This is a genomic window from Bradyrhizobium sp. SZCCHNR1017, from assembly GCF_032381375.1.
Lineage (GTDB): Bacteria > Pseudomonadota > Alphaproteobacteria > Rhizobiales > Xanthobacteraceae > Bradyrhizobium.
The window spans coordinates 103,020-129,602 of sequence record NZ_JAUHIR010000009.1; the positions used below are offsets into that span (position 1 = coordinate 103,020).

General features: G+C 66.0%; 26 protein-coding genes. 10 read left to right on the forward strand and 16 right to left on the reverse strand.

Features of this window, described 5'->3' with window-relative positions; all coding sequences use genetic code 11:
* Positions 1-170: 170 nt before the first annotated feature.
* Positions 171-1,064, reverse strand: a complete 894-nt coding sequence (locus tag QW863_RS22150; RefSeq protein ID WP_315714268.1) for an NAD(P)/FAD-dependent oxidoreductase — start codon at positions 1,062-1,064, stop codon at positions 171-173.
* On the opposite strand from QW863_RS22150, the gene QW863_RS22155 reads away from it, so the two are divergent.
* Positions 1,057-1,299: a hypothetical protein gene (locus tag QW863_RS22155; RefSeq protein WP_315714267.1), complete on the forward strand. Its 243-nt coding sequence runs from the start codon at positions 1,057-1,059 to the stop codon at positions 1,297-1,299. The two genes, QW863_RS22150 and QW863_RS22155, sit on opposite strands and share 8 nt — an antisense overlap.
* Positions 1,300-1,309: 10 nt before the next feature.
* Positions 1,310-1,471 carry a hypothetical protein gene (locus QW863_RS22160; RefSeq protein WP_315714266.1) on the forward strand — a complete coding sequence of 54 codons (162 nt, stop codon included), beginning with the start codon at positions 1,310-1,312 and terminating at the stop codon, positions 1,469-1,471.
* A gap of 210 nt (positions 1,472-1,681) precedes the next feature.
* On the opposite strand, the gene QW863_RS22165 is transcribed toward QW863_RS22160, so the two are convergent.
* From QW863_RS22165 to QW863_RS22185, 5 genes are read right to left on the reverse strand one after another with little or no spacing between them, the layout of a single operon-like run.
* Positions 1,682-3,169, reverse strand: a complete 1,488-nt coding sequence (locus QW863_RS22165; RefSeq protein ID WP_315714265.1) for an ABC transporter substrate-binding protein — start codon at positions 3,167-3,169, stop codon at positions 1,682-1,684.
* Positions 3,170-3,203: 34 nt separating this feature from the next.
* Positions 3,204-4,256, reverse strand: a complete 1,053-nt coding sequence (locus QW863_RS22170) for an oligopeptide/dipeptide ABC transporter ATP-binding protein (protein ID WP_315714264.1) — start codon at positions 4,254-4,256, stop codon at positions 3,204-3,206.
* On the reverse strand, positions 4,253-5,263 hold the full coding sequence (locus QW863_RS22175; RefSeq protein WP_315714263.1) for an ABC transporter ATP-binding protein: 1,011 nt from the start codon (positions 5,261-5,263) through the stop codon (positions 4,253-4,255). The genes QW863_RS22170 and QW863_RS22175 overlap by 4 nt, the downstream gene beginning before the upstream one ends.
* The gene (locus QW863_RS22180; RefSeq protein WP_315714262.1) at positions 5,260-6,126 is read right to left on the reverse strand and encodes an ABC transporter permease; all 867 of its coding nucleotides are present in this window, start codon (positions 6,124-6,126) and stop codon (positions 5,260-5,262) included. The genes QW863_RS22175 and QW863_RS22180 overlap by 4 nt, the downstream gene beginning before the upstream one ends.
* 8 nt (positions 6,127-6,134) lie before the next feature.
* Positions 6,135-7,085 carry an ABC transporter permease gene (locus tag QW863_RS22185; RefSeq protein ID WP_315714261.1) on the reverse strand — a complete coding sequence of 317 codons (951 nt, stop codon included), beginning with the start codon at positions 7,083-7,085 and terminating at the stop codon, positions 6,135-6,137.
* A 212-nt stretch (positions 7,086-7,297) separates the two neighbouring features.
* Here QW863_RS22185 and QW863_RS22190 point away from each other — a divergent pair, with 212 nt between their 5' ends.
* The 3 genes from QW863_RS22190 to QW863_RS22200 are packed head-to-tail and all read left to right on the forward strand — an operon-like array spanning position 7,298 to position 10,578.
* Positions 7,298-8,650 (forward strand): GH1 family beta-glucosidase, encoded by a 1,353-nt coding sequence (locus QW863_RS22190; RefSeq protein WP_315714391.1) that lies wholly within the window; start codon positions 7,298-7,300, stop codon positions 8,648-8,650.
* A 2-nt stretch (positions 8,651-8,652) separates the two neighbouring features.
* Positions 8,653-9,633, forward strand: coding sequence for a glucokinase (gene glk / locus QW863_RS22195; RefSeq protein WP_315714260.1), 981 nt, complete (start codon positions 8,653-8,655; stop codon positions 9,631-9,633).
* A gap of 6 nt (positions 9,634-9,639) precedes the next feature.
* On the forward strand, positions 9,640-10,578 hold the full coding sequence (locus QW863_RS22200) for a 1-phosphofructokinase family hexose kinase (protein WP_315714259.1): 939 nt from the start codon (positions 9,640-9,642) through the stop codon (positions 10,576-10,578).
* On the opposite strand, the gene QW863_RS22205 is transcribed toward QW863_RS22200, so the two are convergent.
* A complete protein-coding gene (locus QW863_RS22205; RefSeq protein ID WP_315714258.1) occupies positions 10,538-11,665 on the reverse strand; it encodes an SbmA/BacA-like family transporter in 1,128 nt (375 codons plus the stop codon). The genes QW863_RS22200 and QW863_RS22205 overlap by 41 nt on opposite strands.
* A gap of 174 nt (positions 11,666-11,839) precedes the next feature.
* Between QW863_RS22205 and ppsA the strand changes: the two genes are divergently transcribed.
* Positions 11,840-14,293 carry a phosphoenolpyruvate synthase gene (gene ppsA / locus QW863_RS22210; protein ID WP_315714257.1) on the forward strand — a complete coding sequence of 818 codons (2,454 nt, stop codon included), beginning with the start codon at positions 11,840-11,842 and terminating at the stop codon, positions 14,291-14,293.
* Between the two features lie 13 nt (positions 14,294-14,306).
* On the opposite strand, the gene QW863_RS22215 is transcribed toward ppsA, so the two are convergent.
* Positions 14,307-15,740, reverse strand: a complete 1,434-nt coding sequence (locus QW863_RS22215; protein WP_315714256.1) for a lysophospholipase — start codon at positions 15,738-15,740, stop codon at positions 14,307-14,309.
* Positions 15,741-15,964: 224 nt separating this feature from the next.
* Positions 15,965-16,990, reverse strand: a complete 1,026-nt coding sequence (locus QW863_RS22220; protein WP_315714255.1) for a histone deacetylase family protein — start codon at positions 16,988-16,990, stop codon at positions 15,965-15,967.
* 450 nt (positions 16,991-17,440) lie between these two features.
* Here QW863_RS22220 and QW863_RS22225 point away from each other — a divergent pair, with 450 nt between their 5' ends.
* Positions 17,441-18,778, forward strand: a complete 1,338-nt coding sequence (locus tag QW863_RS22225) for an MFS transporter (RefSeq protein WP_315714254.1) — start codon at positions 17,441-17,443, stop codon at positions 18,776-18,778.
* A gap of 414 nt (positions 18,779-19,192) precedes the next feature.
* Here the strand turns inward: QW863_RS22225 and QW863_RS22230 are convergent, their stop codons facing one another.
* Complete coding sequence (locus QW863_RS22230) at positions 19,193-19,606, reverse strand: hypothetical protein (RefSeq protein ID WP_315714253.1); 414 nt, start codon at positions 19,604-19,606, stop codon at positions 19,193-19,195.
* Between the two features lie 108 nt (positions 19,607-19,714).
* Here QW863_RS22230 and QW863_RS22235 point away from each other — a divergent pair, with 108 nt between their 5' ends.
* The gene (locus QW863_RS22235) at positions 19,715-20,650 is read left to right on the forward strand and encodes a LysR family transcriptional regulator (protein WP_315714252.1); all 936 of its coding nucleotides are present in this window, start codon (positions 19,715-19,717) and stop codon (positions 20,648-20,650) included.
* A gap of 11 nt (positions 20,651-20,661) precedes the next feature.
* Here the strand turns inward: QW863_RS22235 and QW863_RS22240 are convergent, their stop codons facing one another.
* The 4 genes from QW863_RS22240 to QW863_RS22255 are packed head-to-tail and all read right to left on the reverse strand — an operon-like array spanning position 20,662 to position 23,301.
* Positions 20,662-20,859 carry a hypothetical protein gene (locus tag QW863_RS22240; protein WP_315714251.1) on the reverse strand — a complete coding sequence of 66 codons (198 nt, stop codon included), beginning with the start codon at positions 20,857-20,859 and terminating at the stop codon, positions 20,662-20,664.
* 49 nt (positions 20,860-20,908) lie between these two features.
* Positions 20,909-21,799, reverse strand: coding sequence for a U32 family peptidase (locus tag QW863_RS22245; RefSeq protein WP_315714250.1), 891 nt, complete (start codon positions 21,797-21,799; stop codon positions 20,909-20,911).
* A 36-nt stretch (positions 21,800-21,835) separates the two neighbouring features.
* A complete protein-coding gene (locus QW863_RS22250) occupies positions 21,836-22,813 on the reverse strand; it encodes a peptidase U32 family protein (protein ID WP_315714249.1) in 978 nt (325 codons plus the stop codon).
* Complete coding sequence (locus QW863_RS22255; protein WP_315714248.1) at positions 22,804-23,301, reverse strand: SCP2 domain-containing protein; 498 nt, start codon at positions 23,299-23,301, stop codon at positions 22,804-22,806. The genes QW863_RS22250 and QW863_RS22255 overlap by 10 nt, the downstream gene beginning before the upstream one ends.
* A 164-nt stretch (positions 23,302-23,465) precedes the next feature.
* Here QW863_RS22255 and QW863_RS22260 point away from each other — a divergent pair, with 164 nt between their 5' ends.
* Both QW863_RS22260 and QW863_RS22265 read left to right on the forward strand, forming a co-directional pair.
* Positions 23,466-24,992, forward strand: coding sequence for a UbiD family decarboxylase (locus QW863_RS22260; protein ID WP_315714247.1), 1,527 nt, complete (start codon positions 23,466-23,468; stop codon positions 24,990-24,992).
* On the forward strand, positions 24,989-25,621 hold the full coding sequence (locus QW863_RS22265; protein ID WP_315714245.1) for a UbiX family flavin prenyltransferase: 633 nt from the start codon (positions 24,989-24,991) through the stop codon (positions 25,619-25,621). Before QW863_RS22260 ends, QW863_RS22265 begins: the two co-directional genes overlap by 4 nt.
* 139 nt (positions 25,622-25,760) lie before the next feature.
* Here QW863_RS22265 and QW863_RS22270 read toward each other — a convergent pair whose 3' ends face one another.
* Together QW863_RS22270 and QW863_RS22275 are read right to left on the reverse strand one after the other, a co-directional pair.
* Complete coding sequence (locus QW863_RS22270; protein WP_315714244.1) at positions 25,761-26,075, reverse strand: metal-sulfur cluster assembly factor; 315 nt, start codon at positions 26,073-26,075, stop codon at positions 25,761-25,763.
* Entirely contained in the window at positions 26,072-26,581 is a 510-nt protein-coding gene (locus QW863_RS22275; protein ID WP_315714243.1) for a DUF2249 domain-containing protein, read from the reverse strand. The genes QW863_RS22270 and QW863_RS22275 overlap by 4 nt, the downstream gene beginning before the upstream one ends.
* Positions 26,582-26,583: the final 2 nt, after the last annotated feature.

Below are 26,583 nucleotides of genomic sequence, written 5' to 3' on the forward strand. Positions count from 1 at the left end.
CACTGATCGCGGCGAGCCGGATCGCGTTCGGCCTCCTCGCGACAGCTCAATGCCGCAGTCATGCACGCCGATCTTCTGTCCATGAATCATGGTCCGAAACATCAACTTAAACGGCACTTACATATAATATCGCGACTTCAGATTGCGATCAATTCGATGCTGCCTAGCCGCTACGCTTCCGCATGACGCATCGGCAATGAATGATGCGCGTGACAGGCGGCGACCGCGGCATGGCCGAATGCCACCGCGATCTGATGCAGGTCGGTGACGACGTCGCCGATGCCATAGAGTCCCGCGACGCCGCAGCGCTGCTTGGCATCGACCTCGAGAAAGCCATCGGATGTATGCCGCGCGCCGAGCTTGATGGCGAGCTCGGAGCGAACATCGGCGCCCATCGCAGGATACACGATCTCGAACCGTTCGCTGCTGCCGTCGACGAATGACGCCTCGATCGCACCGTCTTGGCGCTGCAACGCATGAAGTTGTGGCGTCACCCGAACGCCGGCGGCGGCGAGCTCCTGCCGCTTCGCCGCATCCTGCTCATCATCGATCGGGATCAAGGTGACGTCCGAACTGTAGACGCGCATGAACAGCGCCTTGCCAGCGGCGTGACCGAGCGCGCCCACGATGGCGATCTTGTGGTCGATGGTTTCAAAGCCGTCGCAGACCGGACAATAGCGCAGCTCGCCGTCACGGACCGCCGCTCTCCAATCGGCGAGCGACGTCTGCTTGTCGACGATACCCGTCGCGAGGATGACGCGCTGTGCCGCGACCGCACCGCGCTCGTGAGTCGCGACCAGATCTCCGTCATGCGTCTCGAGAGCGCTCACCGTCCTCCGGACGATAGGAACGTGAAGTTCCTCGACCTGCCGCTGCATTCGTGCGAGCAGCTCGCTTCCGGGCATGCCGTTCGGGAACCCCGGCAGGTTGTGGCTCCGCGGAATCAGCGCTGCCCGCGATGCGCCGCCATCGACGACCACGACCCCACGCCGGAACCGGGCCAGGTAAATCGCGGCCATCAGTCCAGCTGGCCCGCCGCCTATGACGAGGACTTCGGTGCGCATTGCCGCCCTGCTCCAGTCCTGGCTCAAGCTGCATCGGAGCAGAAAGTTCTCGCGCGGAAAACATTTCGGCAAACGTGTCGATGAAATCGACCCGGAACTCTCTGGAACACAAGTGGAACTTTTGCCACTGAGGGACGTTAACCTATGTCACTGCCGCGGCGGAAAAGCCGTGCAAACTTGGCAGCGAGGGGATTTGTTGCGAGGGCGCGTGGATGCGATTTGTAAATTCGACTGATGAAAGCTTGATGGCGTACTACGAAAGTGTCCGAAAGCAGGTGGCCGCCGACAGCCGGATCGGGGGCCCCTACCGTTTGATCGGCGATCGGGCCAAGCAGTATGCGCAGGAGCTCCAGGCCGAGATGCGGCGGCGGCAGTTGCGCTTCACGCCGATCGATTGGCCGAACTGATTGGGCAAGGGATCGTGGGGCTCACCTCAGCGCTCAAGTTGAAGTATTGCGTTCGACCAGACAGCGCGGCGGTCGTTATTGCGCCCTCTCCCCTTGTGGGAGGCAAGTAGGACAGAGTTTGCGGACAGGCTTGCGATGCCCTCTCCCACAAGGGGAGAGGGCGCTGTATTCTGCAGTGTCACCGCAAAGCCGCGCGAAGCGGGGTCGTCATCATTCCCACGACCAGCTCGAGAAATCATTCTCGAACTGCGGCACGTCCTTCCAGACACCCTTGAGCTTCTTGTTGATGATTGTGATCCACTGCGGCTGGAACAGGAAGCCCGCAGCGGCATCGGTCGCCAGCATGCGCTGGGCATCGCCGAGCAGCTTGGCGCGCTCGGTCTCGTTCGGCGTATCGACAATCGACTGGTAGAGCTTGTCGAAGGCCTCGGACTGATAGCCGAAGTAGTAATTCTTGTCGGTGAACTTCACGAGATCGAACGGCTCGACATGCGAGACGATGGTCAGGTCGAAATCATGCGGTCCGTTGAAGACCTGTGACAGCCACGCCGCCCATTCGAGATTCTCGATCTTGGCGACGATGCCGACCTTGGCCAATTGAGCCGCGAGCACCTCGCCGCCCTGGCGCGCATAGGCCGGCGGCGGCAGCCGCAGCGACAGTTGCAGCGGCGTGGTCACGCCGGCTTCGGCGAGCAGCTTCTTGGCCTTCTCCGGGTCGTAGGGATTGATGTCGGTGGTGTCGACATAGCCGAGCGAGCCCGGCACGTAGAAGCTGCCGATCGGCGTACCCAGGCCGTCGACGGCGCCTTCGACCATCGCCTTGCGATCGATCGCAGCAAGGATCGCGCGGCGGACGCGGACGTCGTCGAGCGGCTTCTTCTTGTTGTTGATGGTGACGATCGTCTTCGCCTTTGAGCCGCCGATCAGCACGGTGAAGCGCGGGTCGGACTTGAACTGCGCGATGGTGCGCGCCGTGGTGCCGCGCGGGAAGGCATCGACGTCACCCGACAACAGCGCAGCGACCTGCGCTGCCGGATCGGAGATGAAGCGGATCGTCACCTTGGACAGCTTCACGGCTGCGGCGTTGCGATAGTCGGGCCATTTGTTCAAGGTCAGGGACGAGCCCTTGGCCCAGCTCCCCAGCGTGTACGGTCCAGTACCGACCGGCTGCGTCGCGTTGGTCGGCGCGCTCTTCGGCTCGACGATCGAGGCGGTGGCCTGTCCGAGCAGGAACGGCAGGTTGGGCTCAGAATATTTCAGCTTGACGACGATGGTCTCCGCGTCGGGAGCCGTCACGGACTCCATCGCCTGGAACAGCGCCTTGTCCTTGTTGGTGCTGTTGGCGGCGCCGGCGCGCTCGAACGAGAACTTCACCGCGGCGGAATCGAACGCCTCGCCGTTCTGGAATTTCACGCCCTTGGCGAGCTTGAACGTGTAGCTCTTCAGATCGGACGAGGCCTGCCAGCTCGAGGCCAGCAGCGGCGAGACCGAGCCGTCCTCGTTGATCTTGGTCAGCGTCTCATAGACGTTGTAGAGCGTCACCTCGGCGATGGCCGCCGCGGCCGCGCTGGTCGGATCGAGCCCCGGCGGCTCCAAGGTCATGCCGACAACGACGCTATCCTTCTTGCTCTGCGCGAGAGCCGGCGCGACGGCCGCAACGAGCGCGGCCATGGCGATGATCGATAGTTTCTTGAACATTGTTTGTTTCTCCCTGAGGAAGCCAAATTACGCGTCAAAGCGGCTTCGAGACAAGTGGCTGCAGTTCCGTTGCGACGAGCGCCGGCAGCGCCATTACGCTTTCCGCCCGATGGCAGGCAGCGGAATGCTGTCCGGTGAGCGCTCGCAACGCGGGGGCCGTCGCGCGGCACCGGGCATCGGCGAGCGGACAACGGGGCGCGTAGGCGCATCCGGCCGCGCCGAGGGATTGCGAAGCGATCGCAACGCTCTCGCGACGGCGCCGGACCGCGCCGGCCTGGGCCCGCGGCACGGCGTCGAGGAGCGCCCGCGTGTAGGGATGCGCGCAACTTCCGAACAAGTCCTCCGGCCGCCCGCGCTCGACGATGCGGCCGAGATACATCACCGCAACCTCGTCGCAGAGATAGTCGACGACCGCGAGATCATGACTGATCAGCACGTAGCTCAGGCCGAACTGCTCCTGCAGATCCTGCATCAGGTTGAGAACCTGCGCCTGCACGGAGACATCCAGCGCCGACACCGGCTCGTCGGCGACGATCAGCTTCGGCTGGGTGATCAGGGCCCGCGCGATCGCGATGCGCTGGCGCTGCCCCCCGGAAAATTCATGCGGATATTTGTCCATGTCGGCATCGCGCAATCCGACCTGCCGCAGCACGCTCGCGACGCGCCTGCGGAGAGAATCGCGATCCGAGTGTTCGAGAGCGGTCAGCGGCTCGGCGACGATGCGCGCAATGGTCTGGCGCGGATCGAGTGATCCGTACGGATCCTGAAATACCATCTGGAAATCGCGGCGCGCCCGCCGCAGCTCATCCACCGGGAGGCGGTTGAGATCGCGGCCCACCATCAGCACCGATCCCGCTGACGGCCGCTCCAGCGCCATGATCAGCCGCGCCAGGGTCGACTTGCCAGAGCCGGACTCGCCGACGATGCCGAGGCTCTTGCCCGCCTTCAACGACAGCGACACGCCGTTCAGCGCGAGCACCTCGCCGGGCGGCCGCAGCAGACTCTCTCGCGGCAGCGTGTAGCGCTGTACGAGATCCCTGACCTCGAGCAGCGGCGTCTCTGCAACTCCTTGCGCGGCGGTGCTCAAGCGACCACTCCCGCCGGATCACACGCGAGCGCGACGCCGGTCCGGATGCACCGGACGCCGTGCCCGGCGCCGATCTCGATCGACGGCGGCAGCGCCGTGCGACAGGCGTCGATCGCCAGCCCGCAGCGATCTGCGAACGGACAACCGGCCGGAAGATCGGCGAGCTCCGGCACGGTACCCGCGATGGTCGCAAGGCGCGTGCCCTTGCGGGCCCCGAGCCGCGGCCGCGCGCGGAACAGGCCCTGCGTGTAGGGATGCCCCATGCGCGAGAACACGGCGTCCGTGGTGCCGCTCTCGACCACCGTGCCGCCATACATCACGATCATGCGCTGGACGTTCTCGGCGATGACACCGAGATCATGCGAGATCAAGATCATCGCCATGCCGCGCTCGGCGACCAGATCGGCGATGAGGTCGAGGATCTGGCGCTGGATGGTGACGTCGAGCGCAGTGGTCGGCTCGTCGGCGATCAGCACGTCGGGCTTGCAGGCGAGCGCCATCGCGATGGTGATGCGCTGGCGCTGGCCGCCGGAGAACTGGTGCGGATAGGCGCCGTAGCGTCGGGCGGGATCCGGCAGACCGACGCGGTCGAGGAGCGCGATCGCCTGTCGTTTCGCCTCGGTCGCCGTGCAGCCGATATGCCGCAGCAGCGGCTCGGCCACCTGATGACCGATCGTATGCATCGGGTTGAGCGCGGTCATTGGCTCCTGGAAGATCATGCTGATGCGGTTGCCGCGCAGCTTGCAGTAATCGGCATCACCGAGACCGACCAGCTCGCGGCCATCGAGCGTGATGCTGCCGCTGACGACGGCGCTGTCAGGCAGAAGGCCAAGCAGAGCGAGCGCCGTGATCGACTTGCCGCAACCGGACTCGCCGACGATGCCGAGCGTCTCGCCGCGCCGGAGCGTGAAGGAGACCTCGCGCACGGCTTGCGCCGAGCCGCGGCTGGTATTGAGGCGGATGCCGAGACCCGACACATCGAGCAGAGGCTGATCGCCTACCGTCATCGCTGCCTCGCCAGCCGTGGGTCGAGCAGATCGCGCAGGCCGTCGCCGAGCAGGTTCAGGCCGAGCACCGCGAGCGCGATGGCGGCACCGGGATACACGGCGAGGCTTGGCGACTGGAACAACAGGGTCTGCGCATCGTTCAGCATGCGTCCCCAGGACGGCTGCGGCGGCTGCGTGCCGAGGCCCAGATAGGACAGCGCCGCTTCCGCCAGGATCGCCAGCGCGAACTGGATCGTCGCCTGCACGATCAGAATCGACAAGATGTTCGGCAGCACGTGCTCGATGGTGATGCGGAAGCGGCCCTTGCCGGCGGCGCGCGCAGCCAGGATGAACTCGCGCGCCCAGACCGCACCGGCGGAGCCGCGGGTGACGCGCACGAACACCGGGATCTGGAAGATGCCGATCGCGGTGATCGACGTCACCATGCCCGGCCCGATCACCGCCGCCAGCATGATCGCCGACAGCACCGCGGGAAAGGCGAAGGTGAAGTCGCTGAAGCGCATGATCAGTTCCTCGGTCCAGCCGCGCTGCGCGGCTGCGACCAGGCCAAGGCAGACGCCGCAGGTGAGACCGATGCCGACGGCGATGATGCCGACCAGAATGGTCGCGCGCGCACCCACCAGCAATAGCGAGACGATGTCGCGGCCGAGCACGTCGGTGCCCAGCCAATGCGCTGCTGATGGCGGCCGCAATTTGGACGCGACATCGATCTCATAGGCCGACCATGGCGTCCAGAGCAGCGACAGCAGCGCGGCGCCGAGCACCAGCAGACAGAGCAGCGCGCCGACCGTGAAGCTGCGATGGCGCAGCGCGCGGCGCCAGAACGCGTTGGACGCAGGCGCAGCGCCCGTTTGAACGACCACGGCGGAACTCACAGCTCGTGCACCTTGATGCGCGGATCGATCACCGCATACAGGACATCGACCACGAAGTTGACGATGATCACCATGGCCGCCAGCAGCATCACGCAGTTGCGCACCACGATCAGGTCGCGATTGGCGATCGACTGGAAGATGAGGCGCCCCAGGCCCGGGAGATAGAACACGTTCTCGATCACGATGGTGCCGGCGAGCAGGTTGGCGAATTGCAGCCCCATCACGGTGAGCACCGGGATCATGGCGTTGCGCAGCACGTGCTGCCACAGCACCTCGCGCTTCGTCAGGCCCTTGGCGCGCGCGGTGCGGACGAAATCCTCGCGCAGAACGTCGAGCACGGCCGAGCGCGTCACCCGCGCCAGGATCGCGGCCTGCACCACTGCCAGCGCCACAGCCGGCAACAGCAGCGCGCGCAGACCCGGCCAGATGCCGTCCTCCCAGCCGGGAAAGCCGCCGGCCGACAGCCATTGCAGCTTCACCGCAAACAGGAGGATCAGCAGGATCGCGAACCAGAAGTTCGGCAAGGCGATGCCGATCTGGGTCAGCGACATGACGCCGACATCGCCGAGACGGTTGTGATTGGCGGCCGTGTAGATGCCGGCCGTGAGCGCCAGCACGGTCGTGAGCCCCATGGCCAGGATCGCGAGCGGAATGGTCATCGCCAGCCGCTCGCGGATCAGTTCGGCCACCGGCGTGCCATAGGCGTAGCTGTTGCCGAGATCGCCGCTCAGCAGGCCGCCGATCCAGTGCAGGTAACGCAACGCCAGCGGCTGATCCAGCCCGAGCTTGACGGTCAGCGCCCTGACCGCATCCGGCGAGGCATCCGCGCCCATCAGCATCTGGGCGGCATTGCCCGGCAGCGCGTCGAGCACCAGGAATATGATCAGTGACGCGCCGACGAGGGTCGCCAGCAAGGTCAGGAAGCGCCGCAGCAGAAAAACGCTCATTCGCGCCGGGACTCCAGTTTTCGGCGGCCGCACGTTCCACAGCTTTCGGCTCCGATGCAAGCCCGTTGCCTGCATGATTGCCATTGCCGGGCGGAGGCACCTTCACACACCGCATCCGCCGGGGTATCGCCGGCTTGATCCCGGTCAACGGCGGAGCGCCGGCGACCGCCATCATGCGGCTGATCGCAACAACGCAAGGGCCCATCTCGATCATGACCATCCGTCCGAGCTTTCTCTGGGGCGCCTCGACCTCGGCCTTCCAGATCGAGGGCGCGGCGCACCTCGACGGCCGCGCCGACAGCATCTGGGATGTCTATCTGCGCGCCCCCGGCCGGGTGAGCCACAACGACACCGCCGAGACCGCCTGCGATCACTATCATCGCTACGCGGAGGACGTGGCGCTGATGCGCGATCTCGGCCTCAATGCCTATCGGTTCTCGATCGCCTGGCCGCGGCTGCTACCGCAAGGCCGCGGCGCGGCCAACGAAGCCGGCCTCGCCTTCTACGACCGCCTCATCGACGCCCTGCTTGCCGCTGAGATAGAGCCGTGGCTCTGTCTCTACCACTGGGACCTGCCGCAGGCGCTGGAGGCGCTCGGCGGCTGGCAGAACCGCGACATCGTCGGCTGGTTCGCCGACTATGCCGCGCTGGTCGCGCGGCGCTATGGCGACCGGGTCAAGCGCTTCGCCACCTTCAACGAGCCCTGCGTGTTCACGCTGTTCGGCTACGGCCTCGGCTGGCACGCGCCGGGGATCGCCGACGGAGCGGCCCTGCACAAGGCCATTCATCACGTCAATCTCAGCCACGGCCGCGCCGTCGACGTGCTGCGCAGGGACGTGGCCGGCGCCTCGATCGGCGCCATCCACAATCGGCAGCCCTGCTACCCTGCGAGCGACAGTGCGGAGGACGCCGCGGCCGCCTTGCGGCTCGCCGCCTATTGGAACGATGCCTTCCCGTTTCCGCAGGCCTTTGCCTGCTACCCGCCGGAGCTCCAGGACGCCGTCGCGCCCTATATCGCACCCGGCGACATGGCGCAGATCGCCCGCCCCGTCGACTGGTTCGGGCTCAATCACTATTCGCCGCATTACATCAAGGCGGGCAGCAACCTGATGGGCGCCAGCTTCGGAGCGCCTCCCGCGGCAGTGCCGCGCAGCGCAATCGGCTGGCCCGTCGTGCCCGAGGCGTTCCGCGATACGCTCCTGGACATCCACAGCCGGTTCCGGCTTCCGATCTACGTGCTGGAGAACGGAACGGCGGCCAATGACACCGTCGATGCATCCGGCTGCATCCAGGACGACGGCAGGATCGGCTATCTCAAGGCCTATACGACCGCGATGGAACAGGCGATCGCGGCGGGCGCCGACGTGCGCGGCTATTTCGTCTGGTCGCTCCTGGATAATTTTGAATGGGGAGCGGGCTATTCGCAGCGCTTCGGCATTGTCTATGTCGATCGCGCCACCCAGCGCCGCATTCCCAAGGCGTCGGCGCGGTGGTATTCGAACATGATTGCCGCTCACCGGGTATCCGACGATCCCGCCGGGCGGCACAACCGGGCGGAAGAGTGAGGATGAGCGAACGCGTTCTTCTGGGCGACATCGGCGGCACCAATGCGCGGTTCGCGCTGCTTGACGGCCACGTCATCGGCGAGGTCGCGCATCTCAAGGTCGCCGACTTCCCGACCATCACGGACGCGATCACCGACTTCCTGTTGCGACACGCCGCCGGCGGCCCGCCCACCGCGGCCGTGCTCGACATCGCCGGCCCGATCGAGCGCAATCGCGGCATGCTCACCAACTCGACCTGGGTGATCGACGGCGCCGAGCTGGCGGAGCGGTTCAAGCTGCGCTCGGCCAAGCTCCTGAACGATTTCGAGGCGGTCGGCTGGTCGCTGCCGGTGCTGCATCCCGACGACCTGTTTCCGCTTGGCGGAAGCGCCGCGGTCGACGGCGCGCCGATGCTGGTGATCGGCCCCGGCACCGGCTTCGGCGCCGCGTGCTATCTCCCGGCAGAAGGCCGTCCCACGGTTGCCGTGACCGAGGCCGGCCATGCCACGCTGCCGGCGACGACGGCGCGCGAGGCCGCCGTGCTCGCCAAGATGCGCGAGCGCTTCGGCCATGTCTCGATCGAGCGTGCGCTGTCGGGCATGGGCCTTGCGAACGTCTATCAGGCCATTGCCGCGGTCGACGGGGTCACGGTGCCGCCGCGCGATGCCGCAGCGATCACTCACGCCGCGCTGGACCGCAGTTGCGCCACCAGCCGCGCGACTCTCGACATGTTCTGCGCCTGGCTCGGCGCCGTCGCCGGCAACCTCGCGCTCACCTTCTGCGCCCGCGGCGGCGTCTACATCGCCGGCGGCATCCCGCCGCGGTTTCCGGACTACTTTGCCAGATCCGATTTCCGCCGGCAGTTCGAGGGCAAGGGGCGCTATGACAGCTATCTGCGTCCGATCCCGGTTCATCTCGTTATCAAGCCCGACATCAGCTTTCTCGGTCTCAAATCGTTCTTCGAGGCCGGCATCACCGCGAGCGGCGGCTCCCCGACGCACTGAGATCGAATGAGCGACATCGTCACGATCACGCCGAACCCGGCCGTCGACGTCTCGACGACCGTCGAGAAAATCGTGCCGGTGGCCAAGCTGCGCGGCACGACGCAACAGCGAGATCCCGGCGGCGGCGGCATCAACGTCGCCCGCGTCATCGCCCGCCTCGGCGGCGACGTCACCGCGCTCTATCCGGTCGGCGGTCCGACCGGCCTGCTGCTGAAGCAGCTCGTCGAGAAGGAAGGCGTCGCCAGCCGCACCTGGGCAACGGCCGAGGACACGCGCGAGGACTTCTTCGTCCAGGAGCGCGTCAGCGGCCAGCCCTATCGCTTCATCCTGCCGGGTCCGACGCTGACCGAGGCCGAATGGCAGGCCGGCCTTGCCTTGCTCGCAGCCCAGGATCCGTTTCCCCGCTTCGTCGTCGGCAGCGGCAGCCTGCCGCGCGGCGTGCCGACCGACTTCTATGCGCGCGTTGCGACGCTTGCACGGTCACGCGGCGCGCAATTCGTGCTCGACACCTCGGGGCCAGCTTTGGCCGCGGCGGTAGCCGGCGGCATCGACCTGATGAAGCCGTCGCTGCACGAGATGCAAGAGCTGGTCGGCGGCGCGCTGCCCGATGCCACGGCGTGGGAGAAAGCCGCCCACGCGCTGGTCGCGAGCGGCAAGGCCGGCACCGTCGCGCTGACCATGGGTCATCTCGGCGCCCTGCTGGTCACCCGCGACCGCGTGCTGCGCGCTCAGCCGCTGACGATGGTGCCGGTCAACGCAGTCGGCGCCGGTGACAGTTTTCTCGGCGCATTGGTCGCGAAGCTCGCCGCGGGCGAGTTGCTGGACGACGCGTTTCGCTTTGCGGTCGCCGCAGGTGCCGCGGCGCTGCTGCGCACCGGCACCGCGCTGTCCGATCCCGCCGACGTCAGCCGTCTGCAGGCTGACGTGCGGCTTGAGACGGCGTGACATCGCTCGCCGCATCACCGTTGAGCCGATCGAGCGAGAGCAGCAACCCGCCGACGCGCTCCAGCGACGACATCCACTCGGCGAGGCGGTTGAAATTGTCCACCATCCAATTGAACGACCCCTGCACCAGCGTGAACGCAGCGGCTGCCTGGGTGAGTTCGCCCAGGGTCATCTGATCGCCGAGGAACTTCGGCGCGCACAGCACGAGGCCGATGATCGGCGCGAGCAGCGTATTCAGATGAGACACCAGGGTGTTGCGCATCAGCTGCCAGCACAGCCGCTTCCATTGCTGGATCGTGCGGTCGAGCGCCATCCACAGCCCGGCAACGACGCTGCGTTCTTCCTGCTTGGGCGCGATGCCTTCGCCGATGTCGCGCAAGTGATGGGCTGCGGTGATCAGCTCCGACTCGGCCTGGTTCTTGGTCTGGATGACGCGCGTGAGTGGCGAACCGACCCACAGCATGGCCCCGGTCACCAGCCCGGAATAGATGACGACGCTGACCACCAGGTAGCCTGGAATCCACAATTGGTGCCCGGCCACGGCAAAGCCGATGGATCCGCCGACCTGCCACAGCACCTGGACGAACACGACCGCCGTCAGCAGCGAGGAGATCACACTGACCACGAAGTCGATCGGTGCATCGGTGGCGATGCGGACATCCTCGGCAATACGATACTCCGGAATCTTCAGATCGCCCTGCACCGTCGCGAGCCGCGCATAGCGATCGTTCTCGACCCAGTAGTTGATCACCTTGGCGCTCAACCATTGCCGCCAGTTGCGTTGCATCACCATGCGGCCCCACACCGAGACGATCGCCAGCACGACGCTCGCCAGACAAAGCGGAATGAGCAGAACGGCCTGCTGCCGCAGCCGCGTCGGATCGCGGCCCTCCAATGCGTCGAAGAAATCCCTGTTCCAGTAATTGAACCGAAATTGCACGTAGAGCTGAAGCACCACGAGGACGATCAGGGCGACGCAGAGCAGCCAGACCCGCCATGCCGTCGATCCGAGCCAGAATTGCCGCGCCGTGAGCCAGAACCGCGACCATTCGCGATTGCCGTCCTCGTTCTCGTCGTCGGAGATCATTGGTGATCCGGATGGGTACGATTGATGGGTCTTAACAAACATCCTCGCCTATGGTGGAACCGTTGTCATCCCGCGATTTAAGGGGCTCGCGGAGCGCCTTGCTTGATCTTGCGCAAGGCAGTCGCCGCCCGCCGCGACAAACTGAAGTTCGCGCTGCGATGCGGGAGATCACCGATGACGGCACCCGGCTACATCCGCTGGTTCAAGGACCTTCGTATCGAGGACGTGCCCGGCGTCGGCGGCAAGACGGCCTCGCTCGGAGAGCTGTATTCGGCGCTGGCGTCGCAAGGCGTGCGCGTACCCAACGGCTTCGCACTGACGGCCGCCGCCTATCGCGACGCCTTGCGCGCGACCGGCGCCGACGACGCGCTGCGCAAGCTGCTCGCCGGCCTCGACAAGCGCCGCATCGCCGATCTCGCCAAACGCGCGGCGAAGGCGCGCGCGATCGTGTTCGCGGCGACCGACCGTGACGATCTACGCCACGAGGTCGCAGAGGCTTACAAGCAGCTGGAGCAGGAGTATGGCCGCGGCGTCGCGGTTGCCGTGCGCAGCTCGGCCACCGCCGAGGACCTGCCGAATGCGAGCTTCGCAGGCCAGCACGAGAGCTTTCTCAACATTCGCGGCGCCAAGGACCTGTTCGAGGCGTGCCGCCGCTGCTTCGCCTCGCTCTATACGGACCGCGCGATCTCCTACCGCATCGACAACGGCTTCGACCACGACAAGGTCGCGCTGTCGGTGGCCGTGATGAAGATGGTACGCTCGGACCGCGCCGCGAGCGGCGTGATGTTCTCGTTGGACACCGAGAGCGGCTTTCGCGACGTCGCCTTCATCACCGGGGTCTACGGCCTCGGCGAGACCATCGTGCAGGGCACGGTCGATCCGGACGAGTTCTACGTCCACAAGCCGACCTTCGCGGCCGGCTTCCGCAGCGTGCTGTCGCGCCGGCTCGGCGCCAAGGACAAGCGGATGGTCTATGCCAAAGCCAGCGCAAAGGCCGGCGCGCGCAGCCGTGGCCCGACGACGCGCACCGAGGCGACGCCGCCGGCTGACAGGGCGAAATTCTGCATCAGCGATGCCGACGTGCTGGAGCTCGCGCAGGCCACCATCGTAGTCGAGGAGCACTACTCGCAGAAGGCCGGCAGGCCGACGCCGATGGACATCGAATGGGCCAAGGACGGTCGCGACGGTGCGCTCTACATCATCCAGGCGCGGCCGGAGACGGTGGCCTCGCAGCGGCGGCCCGAGGCGATCGAGACCTACGTTCTGAAGAAGACCGGCAGAACGCTGGCAACCGGCCGCGCCGTGGGCGAAAAGATCGCCACCGGCAAGATCCGCTTGATCCGCACTCCCAAGGATCTGAACGCGTTCCGCCCCGGCGAGGTGCTGGTCGCCGCGTCGACCAGTCCGGACTGGGAGCCGGTGATGAAGACCGCGGCGGCGATCGTCACCGATCATGGCGGCCGCACCTGCCATGCCGCGATCGTCGCTCGCGAGCTCGGCGTGCCGGCCGTGGTCGGCACGGAGGATTTCAGCAAGCGCGCGAAGACCGGAACGACGGTCACTGTCTGCTGCGCGGAGGGCGACGCCGGCCATGTCTACGACGGCGCACTGCCGTTCGATGTCGAGCGCCTGGCGATCGACAGATTGGAGAAGCCGCGCACCGAGATCATGGTCAATCTCGGCAATCCCGAACTGGCCTTCAAGACCGCGCTGCTGCCGAACGATGGCGTCGGCCTCGCCCGCATGGAGTTCATCATCAACCAGGCGATCGGCATCCACCCGATGGCGCTGGCGACGCCCGCAAAGGTGACCGCGGCAAAGGACCGCGCGACGATCAAGCGCCTGACCGCGCGCTACAAGAAGCCCGCCGACTTCTTCGTCGAGCGGCTGTCGGAAGGCGTCGGCACCATCGCCGCGGCATTCCACCCGCGGCCGGTGATCGTGCGCCTCTCGGACTTCAAGACCAACGAATATGCCAGCCTGATCGGCGGCTCCGATTTCGAGCCGAAGGAAGAGAACCCCATGCTCGGCTTCCGCGGCGCCTCGCGCTATGCGCATCCCGCCTACGCCGCCGGTTTCGCGCTGGAATGCGCGGCGATGAAGCGCGTGCGCGACACGATGGGGCTCTCCAATCTGAAGATCATGATCCCGTTCTGCCGCCGGGTCGAGGAGGCACGCAAGGTGATCGCGGCGATGGCCGGGCATGGCCTCGTCAGAGGCGAAAACGGGCTCGAAATCTACATGATGTGCGAGATCCCGAACAACGTGATCCTGATCGATGAGTTCGCCAAACATTTCGACGGCTTCTCGATCGGCTCCAACGATCTCACCCAGCTCACGCTCGGCGTCGACCGCGACTCCGACATCGTCGCGTTCGATTTCGACGAGCGCGATCCCGGCCTGCTGGCGATGCTGCGGATGGCGGTGGAGGGCGCGCACCGCAACCATCGCCATGTCGGCATCTGCGGCGAGGCGCCGGCAAACTATCCGGAAGTCGCGCGCTATCTGGCCGAACTCGGCATCGATTCGATCAGCGTCAATCCGGCGAGCATCGTGCGCACCATGGAGATCGTCCGTACCGCTGAGCGGGAGCTCGCGACCCACACGCCGCAAGCGCTGGCAAGCTGATCATGGCCGAAATTCAGGAGCTGCTCTTGAAGAAGTCCAGCACGGTCGAAGCGCCGCCGACGACGTCGCCGCCGCCATACAGGCTTGCCAGGAACGTGCCGCGATGGCTGGCGCCGGTGACCGCGATGCCTTGCGCAAAGCGGCCGTCGGCCGCCAGCGGCATCTTGACGAGGCTCGGCGGTAGCGCCTCGTCGAGAAGACCGTAATAGAACCGCATCGGGGCGTCATAGTCCCAATAGGTCGAGCTATTGCCGGCCAGACGACGGAGGAAGCGGCTGTTGGTCTCGTGGGTGAAGCGCTCGAAGAAGCCGTCGACCAGCAGGTCCGAGGGCTGCGGCACCGACTTGCTGAACGCCTCGTCCATGCTGTAGTCGGCCCAGTATTTCTCGGCCAGCGCGAGGTGCTGCGGCTTGATCGCAGTCTTGAACAGGTCGCCGAGCCGGTAATACTGGCGATAGCTGCCCAGGAGGACGATGACGCAGGGCGTTATCCAGATCGGCTGCTTCGGATAGGTGCTGTCGGTCGACGCGCTGCCCGATTGGGCCGACACCCAATAGCGCATCGAATCCGCAAGATTGTTGAACGGACTCTGCGTGGCGCTCGCCGCCACCGCGACGCGCCGCCGCTGCAATTCCTGGCGCAGCCATTGCGTGTTCAAGGCACCCTGCGACCAGCCGTTCAGGAACAGCCCGGACTTTCGCAGGCGGAGATGATCGAGCGCGAGCAGACCCGCGCTCAGCACGTCCAGGCAGCACTGCACGGTCGCGTCCTTCACCGCATAGGCCTCGCCTCGCCCCTGGCGATACGGTCCCTTGCCGAGATAGTCGGCCGCGATCAACGCAAAGCCGTTGCCGACAAGGCGCTGGACGTTGAACAGCGTCTCGATCGAATCGACATTGTCGCGCGGCTCGTAGTTCGGATCGGCCAGCTTGACGAGATTGGACGGGACCTGGTCGAACGACAGGATGGTGCCGTGCTGCCACGACACGACCGGCAGTGCGCCCTTGTGATCGGCGGGCAGCGCGAGCAGGCCGCTGACCTTGACGCGCTCACCGGTGCCGGGAATGCGCGTGTAGGTCGTCAGCCGACGCAGTTCGACGTCGACCCGCGCCCCGTGCTTGTCGGCCGAGAATGGCGGCAAGATATTGTGCTCATTGAAGACGGCGTGGAGCTTCGCTGCGAGCGCATCGAGCCGATCCTTGCTGACGCGCACCGGCTGGCCGAGGCTTGCGCCGTCACCTGGCTGCGCGACAGCCGGGCCGGCGGAGAACGACAATGCCGCAGCGCCGAAGCCAAGGCCGGCTGAGGCCAGCAGCCTTCGGCGGGATGGCCGGCCGGCCGAGGCTGCAGAGCTGAGCTCCGGCCCGGTCGGCTTGGACTTCGGCGGAGCCAACGCCTCTTCGGATCCCGTGACCAGGGTCTCCAGGCCGATCATTCGCCGCTTCATCACGTCCCTCCGAGCCGCCTACAGCCGAGGGTAGTTCACAAAGCCTAGCACTTGCTAAATGGTGCAGCAATTGGAGCCGGATGTTTCGACGGTCGCCTGCACCGTCGAGCCTCGAGTGGTCGCGTCGCGGCTCGCCTCCACACGTCAGATGCCGCCATGCGAATGATTTGCGATGGCGTTCTGGGGTACACACCAAGAAGAGATCGCGAGGAAGAGATGATGGCCTACCGCGCGGCCTCGAAACCTCCGAGCACTGCGGTCAGGTTCTGCCCAAGAATGTCCGAGAGATAGCCGCCCTCCTGCACGAACACCGTGGGAAGGCCGAGCCGCGCGATCGCGCCGCCGATGCGACGGAAACCCGGCGTCGTCACGGAGAGCCCCTTGAGCGGATCGTGCTCGGAGGCATCGAGACCGAGCGCCACCACGAGCGCGCCGGGCGCGAACGCATGAATCGTCTTGGCCGCGGTCTCGAACGCCTTGAGATAGGTGTCGTCGCCGCTCTTCAGCGGCAGCGGAATGTTGAGGTTGGCGCCAAGCCCCGCGCCTGCGCCGCGCTCATGCGCATAGCCCCAGACGAACGGGTAGTAATGCGTGGGGTCGGCGTGGATCGAGATGGTGAGCACGTCGGGCCGCTCGTAGAAGATGCCCTGCGTGCCGTTGCCGTGATGGACGTCGACGTCGAGGATGGCGACGCGCTCGTAGCGCTGACGCAGATGCGCGGCCGCGATGGCGGAGTTGTTCAAGAAGCAGAAGCCCGAGGCCATGTCTCGATAGGCATGGTGGCCCGGCGGCCGGCACAGCGCGTACACCGCATCCTCGCCATCGAGCAGCAGTTGCGCCGCGGTCGCAGCCACGTCGGTCGCGGCGCAGGCGCCTTCCCACGTCCCCGGCCCGATCGGCGCCGAGGTATCGGTCGTGTGCCAGCCCAGCCGCCCGACGATGTGCGTCGGATAGGTGGCGGCATTGCGAACGGGATGGATGTTCGGGATCATCTCCGCACCGGCATCGCCGAGCGCGGCCCAAGCGTCCCAAGCCTCTTCCAGGAAACTGAGGTATTCCGGACTGTGCACGCGCGCGCGAGCTTCCTGGCCGAAATGAAGCGGCGCGACCACCTCGTGATGGCCGGCCTTCAATCCCGCAAGCAGACGATCCGCCCGCTCGGGCTGCTCGGTGGTGCGCTTGACGACGCCGCGCACCAGATAGAATTGCGGATCATGGCTGCGATGCAGCTCGGTGTAGACGGCCTTCACGCGCAGTGGCTCCTGTTCGCTTGCACCGACGATTGTGCACGCAGTCGCAGCCGATACAAGCACAGATGGTTCGCACGTCCGTTGGTCCGTGCCCGCAGCTTCCAACCGGCGGAACGGAACGCTGCGCCTCGCATCTTGCCGGCAGCGGGTTCGCCGGGATCCGGGCGATCTGGCGCGAAGCGCGGTGGACGTGAGGAGAGATCCGCATGCTGGCGATTGCCGCGACGGCCGTCGGAATGCGCGACGAAATCTGCAAAACCTCGACGTGCAAGCCTGATCGGCTCATGCGTCGCACGCCGCGGCTGCTCACGAAAGAGCGCCTTTGTCCGGCATGGAGACCCCGGGATTGATCCAAAATTTGGATCGATCGATACAGGCTTCGGTTTGGACCCCGGCCCTCCCTCTCCTCTAGGACAGTCATCGAGGAACGTGACAAGAGAGGTGGAGCGCATGAGCGCAATCGTAACCACGGCCGAATTGCGCCGATCGCGCGTGCGGCTATTCATCGTGACCATGCTGTTCCTGGTCACGACCGTGAACTACGCCGACCGGGCGACCTTGTCGATCGCAGGACCTTCGCTGTCCAAGGAGCTGCATCTCGATCCCGTCGCGATGGGCTATGTGTTCTCCGCCTTCGGCTGGTCCTATGTGCTCGCGCAGGTGCCGGGCGGCTGGCTGCTCGACCGCTTCGGTTCGCGCTGGGTCTATGCCTGCAGCATCGTGATCTGGTCGATCTTCACCATGATGCAGGGCTGGATCGGCTTCTTCTCCGGCGCCGCCGCGGTCACCGCGCTGTTCGCGCTGCGCTTCCTGGTCGGTCTCGCCGAAGCGCCGAGCTTCCCGGCCAATGCCCGCATCGTCGCCGCCTGGTTTCCGAGCAACGAGCGCGGCACGGCGTCGGCGTTCTTCAACTCGGGCCAGTATTTCGCGACAGTGATCTTCGCACCGCTGATGGGCTGGATCGCGCATGAATTCGGCTGGCGCCACGTCTTCACCGTGATGGGCGCGCTCGGCATTCTCATGGGCCTAATGTGGATCAGGACCATGTACGGACCGAAGGAGCACGCGAGCGTCAACCAGGCCGAGCTCGACTACATCAAGGACGGCGGCGCGCTGGTCGACATGGAAGGCGCGAAAGACGCCAAGGCCAGCTCCGGTGGTCCGACCTGGTCGCATATCGGGCAGTTGCTGTCGAACCGCATGATGCTCGGCGTCTATATCGGCCAGTACTGCATCAACACGCTGACCTATTTCTTCCTGACCTGGTTCCCGGTCTATCTCGTCAAGGAGCGCGGCCTCTCGATCCTGCAGGCCGGCTTCGTCGCCACCCTGCCGGCGCTGTGCGGCTTCATCGGCGGCGTGCTCGGCGGTTTCATCTCCGACGCCATCCTGCGCAAGACGGGATCGCTGACACTCGCCCGCAAGATCCCGATTGTCGGCGGCATGCTGCTGTCGATGGCGATCATCGGCTGCAACTATGTCGACGGCCAGGCGCTGGTGGTCGGCCTGATGGCGCTGGCGTTCTTCGGCAAGGGCATCGGCGCGCTCGGCTGGGCGGTCGTCTCCGACACCTCGCCGAAGGAAGCCGGCGGCGTCTCCGGCGGCCTGTTCAACACCTTCGGCAACCTCTCCAGCATCACGACGCCGATCGTGATCGGCTACATCCTGTCGGCCACCGGCTCCTTCAACGGCGCGCTGGTGTTCGTCGGCCTCAACGCCCTGGTCGCGGCGTGTGCCTACTTGCTGATCGTCGGCAAGATCCAGCGCGTCCAGCTCCGAACCTCCTGAGCACCACGATTAGCGTCGCGTGGTCTCGACTCCAACGGCGGCCCCCCGGCCGCCGTTTTTTTGTCGGCGCCTCGCCGCCATTCCAGGGCGACGCGCGACAGCCATCAGAAGCAACCCGGACCCGTGGAAACGGACCGGGTCTCATTATCTCAACCCGCCGATCAGCGGACAGACATGTCGAGCCCAGCAAAAAGGGAACGCGGGGAACATTGGTAGCAGGGGTCCGCTACATCGCTAGACCCACTATTTCGGAATCCCTGTTTTCTATCGGCGGGTAGCCCAAATGCCGATGGACAAGTCCAAATCCCCAGGGCCCGCGACACCAATTCTTGCGATCGGTGGAACGGATTCCCGGGCTCGTCGGAGCGTCACGCTTGGTTAAGGCGAATGCATGAGGCCGCCGCCTCAATGCGTTCACATCGCCTTGGCGAGCGCGAACAACCGGAAATCCTCGAGCGCCGCGTGCCGATGCGGAGCGACGTCGCGCTGGTAGGTCTCGGTGTCGACGATCGAGCGGAAGGCGGCGAAATCACCGTATTCATTGATCGCCGCTTCGTCCCAGCGTTCGCCTTGCGGGCCGGCCAGGCTCGCCAGGACCGGCCCGGAAAACATCCGCACCAGCGGCTTACCGGCTGCGAGACGCCGGAAGGCCGGTCTATAGCGTTCGTTAAAGGCTTCGCGGCCCGAACAGGGCGCGGCGTCGAAGCCGTCCTCATAACGCGCATAAGCGCGGTAGCGCAACAGATTGAGCATGTAGACCGGCTGGCCGGGGGGAATCGCGCGCTCGGCGACGTCGAGGGCTTGCAGCGTGATTTCGATGGGGTTCATGGGACTTCTCGCGGTTTCTAGCGGCGCAGCATGCGCGCTGACGCTCCCCATTTGGTCCATCGGAACGGCCTCTTGTAGCGACCCCGTCGCCATGACTATGTGGACTGGATGTCCACAACGGCCTTGCCTCCCGACCTCTCGCGCCTCCTCGCCTTCGTCCGCGTCGTCGAGGCGGGCTCCTTCGCCGAAGCCGCGCGGCGGGCGGGGACGACCACCTCGGCGATGTCCAAGGCGGTCGCCCGCCTCGAACAGGCTCGCGGAATACGGCTTTTGCATCGCACGACCCACTCGCTGGCGCTGACCGAAGAGGGCGAGCGGCTGATGGCAGCGGGACGCGCGCTGGCCGAAAGTCTCGATCGCGTCCAATCCGCGCTCAGCGAAGCCGCGCGTAACGATGGCGGACGGGTGCGAGTGACCGCCCCCGCCTCGTTCGCGCGTGCCTGCATCCTGCCGCGACTGCCTGCGTTCCTGCGGGAGCGGCCCGAAATCGAGATCGAGATCAAATTCCGCAACGAGATTCTTGATCTCGCGGCGGAAGGCGTCGACATCGCCATCCGCTCAGGACCCCTCGATCGCGCGCCCGGTCATCTGGCGCGGCGGCTTTGCACGTTCTCCTGGATCGCTTGCGCCTCGCCCGCCTATCTGAACGCGCGCGGTGCGCCGGCGACTCCATACGAGCTTTCCGAACATGGCCACGTCGGCTTCCGCAATCCCGCGAGCGGGCAGATCCTGACCTGGCGCTTCACCGACCCACGCGGCAAAAAACTCGTTCGCGTCGCGCCCAAGCCCAAGCACATTTGCGACGACGCGCACGCTTCGGTCGCTTTGATCGCGAATGGGTTCGGCATTGGCTGGGGCCCGGCATGGCTCGTCCACGACGACTTGCGCACAGGTCGGCTCGTCGAAGTGCTTGAGCCGTGGCGCGCGCCGGCGGAGCCCCTATGGATGCTGCGCACCTCGAACCGCCGGCCGCCGCTGCGCACGCAGCGCGTCATGGCGTTCCTCGCTACGCTTCCCGCCGCGTTCAGCGACAAATCGGGATGAGGCGTCGGCCGTCAGTTGGGCTCTGCGGTCGGCGCGTCGGACGCCAGCCGGCTTGGGAGGGGAAATCGGGGACCGACCACGATTTCCCCGGCTTCCTGGGCTTCCGCCTTGGCGCGGTCAGCAATCTGCAGCACGCCGGCAAGAACGGGCTGCGCGCCGTCTCTCAACGTCGTCCATCCGTGGTCAGTCAATTTGAGATGGGTCGACATGCACACTGAGCACATCCGAGTTCACCTCGACAGAAGGACACGGCAGTACCTACCCCGAGACGTAGGAGGCACCGGGGGCGCCGTGCAAGAAGCCGTTGGCGAATGGAACGTCCGGATAGATCTCGCGCAAGCGGTCCCTGGCGGCCCCAGCTTCCACGCGGCCCGCCAGGACCGCCTGAAATTGCTCGGACACCGCGACCATGTCGCAGGCCTGAGGTGACAGCCGCAGCGATCTCACGCCGCTCTGCGTCAGACGATCGAGATCGCCGAGCAGGTTGCAGCAACCATGCGACAACGTCTGCACGCCATTCATGGTGAGGAACGCTTCATTGTCCAGCGTCGTCACGACGAGGCCGTCCGGATCCTGCTCGCACACGAAGCGGCAATTGTCCTTGGCTAGCTTGTGCAGGCGGGCGTGATAGCAGCGCGCGGAGATCGCGAGCGGCACACGGCCGAAGGCGAACACTTCGATCGCCACCTGCGGCACGGCGCCGGCGATCGCGGCAACCGAGGACAGCGGCAGCTCCGGCGGGAGGCAGATCCGGGTAGCGCCCTGGGCGGCATGAAACGCGGCGCTGGCCTCGTTGTAGATGTTGACGAATGGCCCGATGGCATGCGGCCGACCGGCGATCGATTTGAGGCAGGTGAGGTCGTTGACCTCCACCAGACCGTGGCCAAACTCGGCGAGGCTTGCCGTCTGCCGGCGCTCGCGTCGCAACGACGCCAGGACCAGCGAACCCAGCAGCACCTGCTTGCCGGCAGCCATAAGCCGCTCGATGACTTCAGGCAAATAGGGTTCGAAGAACGGCGCGCGCTTCGAGCAGACGACCTCGCCGACCACAACGCGGTCGAGCGGGGCCTCGTCGGCCATTCGAAAGTAAAAATCACGCCAGCGCTCGGGCTGCCAATTGTAGAGCACGGGCCCCAGAGTGAGCTGCATTCGGCCTGCGCCTTGTTCCGCCATTGTCATGTCGTCCTAGCGCCAGGTCTTGCGGTAGGCGCCCTGCGTGGTGGCCTGCCCTTCGGTGAACGCCGTGAGGTCGGACGCGTCGGCGGGCCGCCCGGCATCGAGCGCTGCCAGCACGCTGCGGAAATGCCGCACGACCCCGTCGACATAGGCGCGGCCGCGCTGGCGGCCCTCGATCTTGAGCGCGGTGACGCCGGCTTCGCGCAAGCCTGCGAGCAGGGTCGTGGCATCGAGGCTGACCGGATCCTCAAAGATGTAGCCAGAGCCCTGTGCGGTCGAGAAACGCCCCTTGCACAGTGTTGGATAGCCGGCAGGTTCGTTGCGTCCGAAGCGGTTGATTGTGAAAGCACCAAGCCGCGAGGTCGTGCCCAGTATCGTCTCCTGATAGACGACATGACTGGCCGGCGAGCACACCCCCTGCATGTTCGGCGACTTGCCGGTGGCGTAGGAGGACAGCGAGCAACGCCCCTCGGCCATCACGCATAGTCCGCCAAACACGAACACCTCGGTCTCGCATGCCGTCTCACGGGTGATCTCGGCGATCTCGGGCACGCTCAGCACGCGCGGCAGCACCACGCGGCGGGCGCCGAAATTCTCGACATAGAACGCAATCGCGTCGACATTCGCCGCCGCCGCCTGCACCGAGACATGCAGTCGCTGTTCGGGATGGCGCCGCGCGGCATAGTGCATCAGCCCGACATCGGCAAGGATCAGCGCGTCGGCCCCGGCCTCGACGGCATCGTCGACCGCCCGACGCCACAGCTCGACGGCGCCGGCGCGCGGGAAGGTGTTGATCGCAACCAGCACCTTGGCGCCGCGCCGATGCGCGAACGTTACTCCTTCGCGCATCTGCTCGCGGCTGAAATTCAGCCCGGGAAAGTTGCGGGCATTGGTCTCATCGGCGAAGCCGCAATAGACGGCATCGGCACCGGCTTCGACCGCGCTCTTCAGCGCCGCCGGCGTCCCTGCCGGACAGATCAGCTCCATCGTCGCATCCCGCTTTCGTTCGTCGTTGATCTCAGCAGCGAGGCACGCGCGGCCGCCAGCAGGCGTTGCGCGGGCACGCCGAACGGCCCCGAAAGCGCTGCGATCTCGCCGACCAGATCCAGACCGGCATCGTCGATCGCATTGCGGAGCGCCAGCACCGCCTCGATATCGCCTTCGATGACGAGCTGACGCGAAAACATCAGCGCATCGCCGTCGAGCCGGCCCTCGACCAGCGCCAGCAGGCTCACGATCGACGCGGAGATGGAGGCATCGAGGCCGGTGGGCAGCTCGCGCACCGCCGCAAGTTGCGGCTGCTGTGGGCCCGCCTGAATCACGAATGCGAACGGCAGATCGGTCGGCTTGATGCCAAAGCGCTTTCCGCGATGCGACCCGAGCCGGTCGAGCAGATGCGGATGCCGGCGCAAAAGCCCACGCAGGAAAGTGCCGAGCGCGATCTGCAGGGGCAGCAACGGCAACGGACGCAGCATCTGCCTGAGCAGTGGCGGCAACAGGGGCAGTGAGGTCGAAGACGCGTCCTGAAGAGAGCTCATGGCACAAGCTCTGGCCGGATCGGCGGGGGAAGTATTTGACCCGGAACAAAGATCACACTGATTGTTCCAGCTACGAGGCGTTTTTTGAACGGAGCCTGTCGTTGCGACGTGATGTCCCTCGCTTCCGCGAGCTGTCGGATTTCCTGCGCTTTCTCGACGAGCGGGGACAGCTGCGACGCATTCGCGACAGCGTCTCGGTCGTCCACGAGATCACCGAGATCCATCGACGCGTCATCTCCGCCGAAGGGCCCGTGCTGCTGTTCGAACGGCCGATCAAGGCATGCGGATCGCTCTCGGCAATGCCGCTCGTCACCAATCTTTTCGGCACCGTGGAGCGGGTGGCCTGGGGCATGGGCGTGCAGCCGGAACGATTGGCGGAGCTCGGCGAGATGATGGCGGAGTTGCGCGCCCCGCAGCCGCCGCGCGACATCAGGGACGCGCTGCAGAAGCTGCCGCTGGCACGCGCAGCACTGTCGACCCGGCCGAGGCTGCGATCAGCCGCGCCGGTGCATGAACGTGTCACGATGGGCGATGACATCGACCTGACCACCTTGCCGGCCCAGATCTGCTGGCCGGGCGAGCCGGCGCCGCTGTTGACGTGGCCGCTCGTCATCACCGTGCCGCCGGACGCGTCCGCCGGCGAGCAGGAAAATGTCGGCGTCTACCGCATGCAGGTGCTCGGCCGCGATCGCGCCATCATGCGCTGGCTCGCCCATCGCGGCGGCGCCCGCCACCACCAGCAGTGGCAGGCGCATGGGCGCGACATGCCGATTGCGATCGTGATCGGGGCCGATCCCGCCACCATCCTCAGCGCCGTGTTGCCATTGCCCGAAACTATCTCCGAGCTCCGCTTCGCTGGCATCCTGCGCGGCGACCGTCCCGAGCTGGTCGAATGCCTGACCGTGCCCCTGACGGTGCCGGCGGCCGCCGAGATCGTGATCGAGGGCATCGTGTCGGCCACGGAGACCGCGCCGGAGGGGCCCTACGGCGATCACACCGGCTACTACAACGCCGTCGAGAGCTTTCCGGTGCTTCAGGTCACCGCGATCGCCACGCGTCGAAGTCCGCTCTATCTGTCGACGTTCACGGGACGCGCGCCGGACGAGCCGTCTCGAATTGGCGAGGCGCTGAACACGCTGTTCGTCCCCTTGATCCGACGACAATTCCCGGAGGTCGTCGACTGCTATCTGCCGCCGGAGGCCTGTTCCTACAGGATCGCCGTGGTGGCGATCAAAAAGCGCTATCCGGGCCAGGCAAGGCGCATCATGCTCGGCCTGTGGTCGATGCTGCCGCAGTTCAGCTACACCAAGCTCCTCATCGTGGTCGACCAAGACATCGACGTCCGCGACTGGCGCGCGGTGATGTGGGCCGTCGCGACGCGCAGCGACTCCTCGCGCGATCTCGTGCCGCTTGCCAACACGCCGATCGACTATCTCGACTTCGCCTCGCCGAAATCCGGCCTCGGCGGGAAGCTCGGCATCGACGCCACAACCAAGCTCGGGGTCGAGACCGAACGCGCCTGGGGCGAGGTGCTGGCGATGGACCCTGCTGTAGCCGCGCGCATCGACGCGATGTGGCCGAGCCTCGGCCTCGGCGACGCCATAGCCGACCGAACGGCGTCGACATGAACGGGCGGCATCACGTCATCGTCGGCATCAGCGGCGCCTCTGGCGCCGCGATCGGTGCGCGCATCGTCGAACGGCTCGCGGAGCAGCCGCAATGCGCGGTCCATCTCGTGGTGTCCGACGCTGCCGTGCGCACCTTGCACGAGGAGGTCGGCCAGGGCGGCCTCGCGCGGCTGCGCGATCTCGCGGCGCATGCTCATGATGTCGCCGACATCGGTGCGAGCATCGCCAGCGGCTCGTTTTCTGCAGCCGGCATGATCGTGGCGCCCTGCTCGATCCGCACCCTCTCGGCGATCGCCTGGGGCCAGCTCGACAACCTGCTGGTCCGCGCCGCCGACGTTCAACTCAAGGAGCGCCGCCGGCTGATACTGTTGGTGCGGGAGAGCCCGCTGCATCTCGGTCATCTCCGAGCGATGACGCAGGCCACCGAGATCGGCGCGATCATCGCGCCGCCAATGCCGGCGTTCTACCTGAAGCCCCAGTCGCTCGATGACGTCATCGAGCAGATCGCCTGTCGCGCGATCAACCTGCTCGGCGTCCCCGGGCTCCACGCCAACGCGCGTGAGTGGCTTCCGGACCGGACGACCGAAGCAGGCAACCTTGTTGAGATAGGGAAGCAAGACAGGCGATAGGATTTGAAGACAGAACACGACAGACGCACTCGGGCGATGGGCCGAAGGCGTCCACGACGGTTGACGTGTTCTTCGACGAGCGGGAGTAACGACGCCGCCTCTCCGGCCGAGCCGCTGCCAGCTTTTCGCTTTCGTTCAGTCAATTGACGTTGTCGAAACCCAGCGCAGCACGAACGGCCGGATCAATTCTGGATGGGGTCCACGGCGGATCGAATGTCATGGTCACGTCCACGGCTTCGACGCCCGCAATCTCCGCGATGCTGCTTGCGACCCCTTCCTTGAGAAAAACTGTTGCGGGGCACCCGGGCGTTGTGGCCGTCATCGTGACATGCACGACGCCATCCGTCGCCGTGATCTCATAGATGAAGCCGAGATCGACCACGTTTTCCCCCAGTTCCGGATCGATGACCACGCGCATTGCGTCGCGGATGCGGTCGATGACATCGCGGCTCATAGCGGAGCCCTCACCGACAGTTCGTAGGTCGATTCATCCGCCGTAAACCCGCCGAGCCAGCGAAAGCCGCGCTTCTCAAGTTCAGGGAACAGGAAGACCGGCTCACGGCCCAGAAGTGCCGACAAGGTCTCTCCAGGGCCCAGCTCCTCCGCGGCCGCGAGGATGCGCACCATCGGCTCGGGTGGGTCGAGCTCTCGGTTGTCGAGCGTGACTACGGGATCTGGCCATTGCTCGAATGCGAGGCCGGCACCAGCGTCTTCCTGACCGGCGTCCTCGGCAGCCTGCGGCGAAAACAGCACTTCCCAATCGCCATCGTCGAGCGGTCGATCGGTGTGGGCGAAGCCCTTTCTTGCCATGACGGAGAGCAGCGGAACCGGCCTGAAGCTCGCGATCAGCCGCACACCCTGGCCTGGCGCCAGCCGGTCGACCGCGTCCATGATGATGGAGAACGGTTCGCCTCCGGCCCTGAGAATCGGTCGGACGTCGACGTCAATGTACGCGGTCATGG

What these genes read in the sequence shown, in the direction of transcription:
- QW863_RS22150 (WP_315714268.1), bottom strand. Translation starts at nt 1,064, where the DNA reads ATGCGCACCGAAGTCCTCGTCATAGGCGGCGGGCCAGCTGGACTGATG.
- QW863_RS22160 (WP_315714266.1), top strand. Translation starts at nt 1,310, where the DNA reads ATGGCGTACTACGAAAGTGTCCGAAAGCAGGTGGCCGCCGACAGCCGG.
- QW863_RS22165 (WP_315714265.1), bottom strand. Translation starts at nt 3,169, where the DNA reads ATGTTCAAGAAACTATCGATCATCGCCATGGCCGCGCTCGTTGCGGCC.
- QW863_RS22175 (WP_315714263.1), bottom strand. Translation starts at nt 5,263, where the DNA reads ATGACGGTAGGCGATCAGCCTCTGCTCGATGTGTCGGGTCTCGGCATC.
- QW863_RS22185 (WP_315714261.1), bottom strand. Translation starts at nt 7,085, where the DNA reads ATGAGCGTTTTTCTGCTGCGGCGCTTCCTGACCTTGCTGGCGACCCTC.
- QW863_RS22190 (WP_315714391.1), top strand. Translation starts at nt 7,298, where the DNA reads ATGACCATCCGTCCGAGCTTTCTCTGGGGCGCCTCGACCTCGGCCTTC.
- glk (WP_315714260.1), top strand. Translation starts at nt 8,653, where the DNA reads ATGAGCGAACGCGTTCTTCTGGGCGACATCGGCGGCACCAATGCGCGG.
- QW863_RS22200 (WP_315714259.1), top strand. Translation starts at nt 9,640, where the DNA reads ATGAGCGACATCGTCACGATCACGCCGAACCCGGCCGTCGACGTCTCG.
- QW863_RS22205 (WP_315714258.1), bottom strand. Translation starts at nt 11,665, where the DNA reads ATGATCTCCGACGACGAGAACGAGGACGGCAATCGCGAATGGTCGCGG.
- ppsA (WP_315714257.1), top strand. Translation starts at nt 11,840, where the DNA reads ATGACGGCACCCGGCTACATCCGCTGGTTCAAGGACCTTCGTATCGAG.
- QW863_RS22215 (WP_315714256.1), bottom strand. Translation starts at nt 15,740, where the DNA reads ATGAAGCGGCGAATGATCGGCCTGGAGACCCTGGTCACGGGATCCGAA.
- QW863_RS22225 (WP_315714254.1), top strand. Translation starts at nt 17,441, where the DNA reads ATGAGCGCAATCGTAACCACGGCCGAATTGCGCCGATCGCGCGTGCGG.
- QW863_RS22230 (WP_315714253.1), bottom strand. Translation starts at nt 19,606, where the DNA reads ATGAACCCCATCGAAATCACGCTGCAAGCCCTCGACGTCGCCGAGCGC.
- QW863_RS22235 (WP_315714252.1), top strand. Translation starts at nt 19,715, where the DNA reads ATGTCCACAACGGCCTTGCCTCCCGACCTCTCGCGCCTCCTCGCCTTC.
- QW863_RS22240 (WP_315714251.1), bottom strand. Translation starts at nt 20,859, where the DNA reads ATGTCGACCCATCTCAAATTGACTGACCACGGATGGACGACGTTGAGA.
- QW863_RS22245 (WP_315714250.1), bottom strand. Translation starts at nt 21,799, where the DNA reads ATGCAGCTCACTCTGGGGCCCGTGCTCTACAATTGGCAGCCCGAGCGC.
- QW863_RS22250 (WP_315714249.1), bottom strand. Translation starts at nt 22,813, where the DNA reads ATGGAGCTGATCTGTCCGGCAGGGACGCCGGCGGCGCTGAAGAGCGCG.
- QW863_RS22255 (WP_315714248.1), bottom strand. Translation starts at nt 23,301, where the DNA reads ATGCTGCGTCCGTTGCCGTTGCTGCCCCTGCAGATCGCGCTCGGCACT.
- QW863_RS22265 (WP_315714245.1), top strand. Translation starts at nt 24,989, where the DNA reads ATGAACGGGCGGCATCACGTCATCGTCGGCATCAGCGGCGCCTCTGGC.
- QW863_RS22270 (WP_315714244.1), bottom strand. Translation starts at nt 26,075, where the DNA reads ATGAGCCGCGATGTCATCGACCGCATCCGCGACGCAATGCGCGTGGTC.
- QW863_RS22275 (WP_315714243.1), bottom strand. Translation starts at nt 26,581, where the DNA reads ATGACCGCGTACATTGACGTCGACGTCCGACCGATTCTCAGGGCCGGA.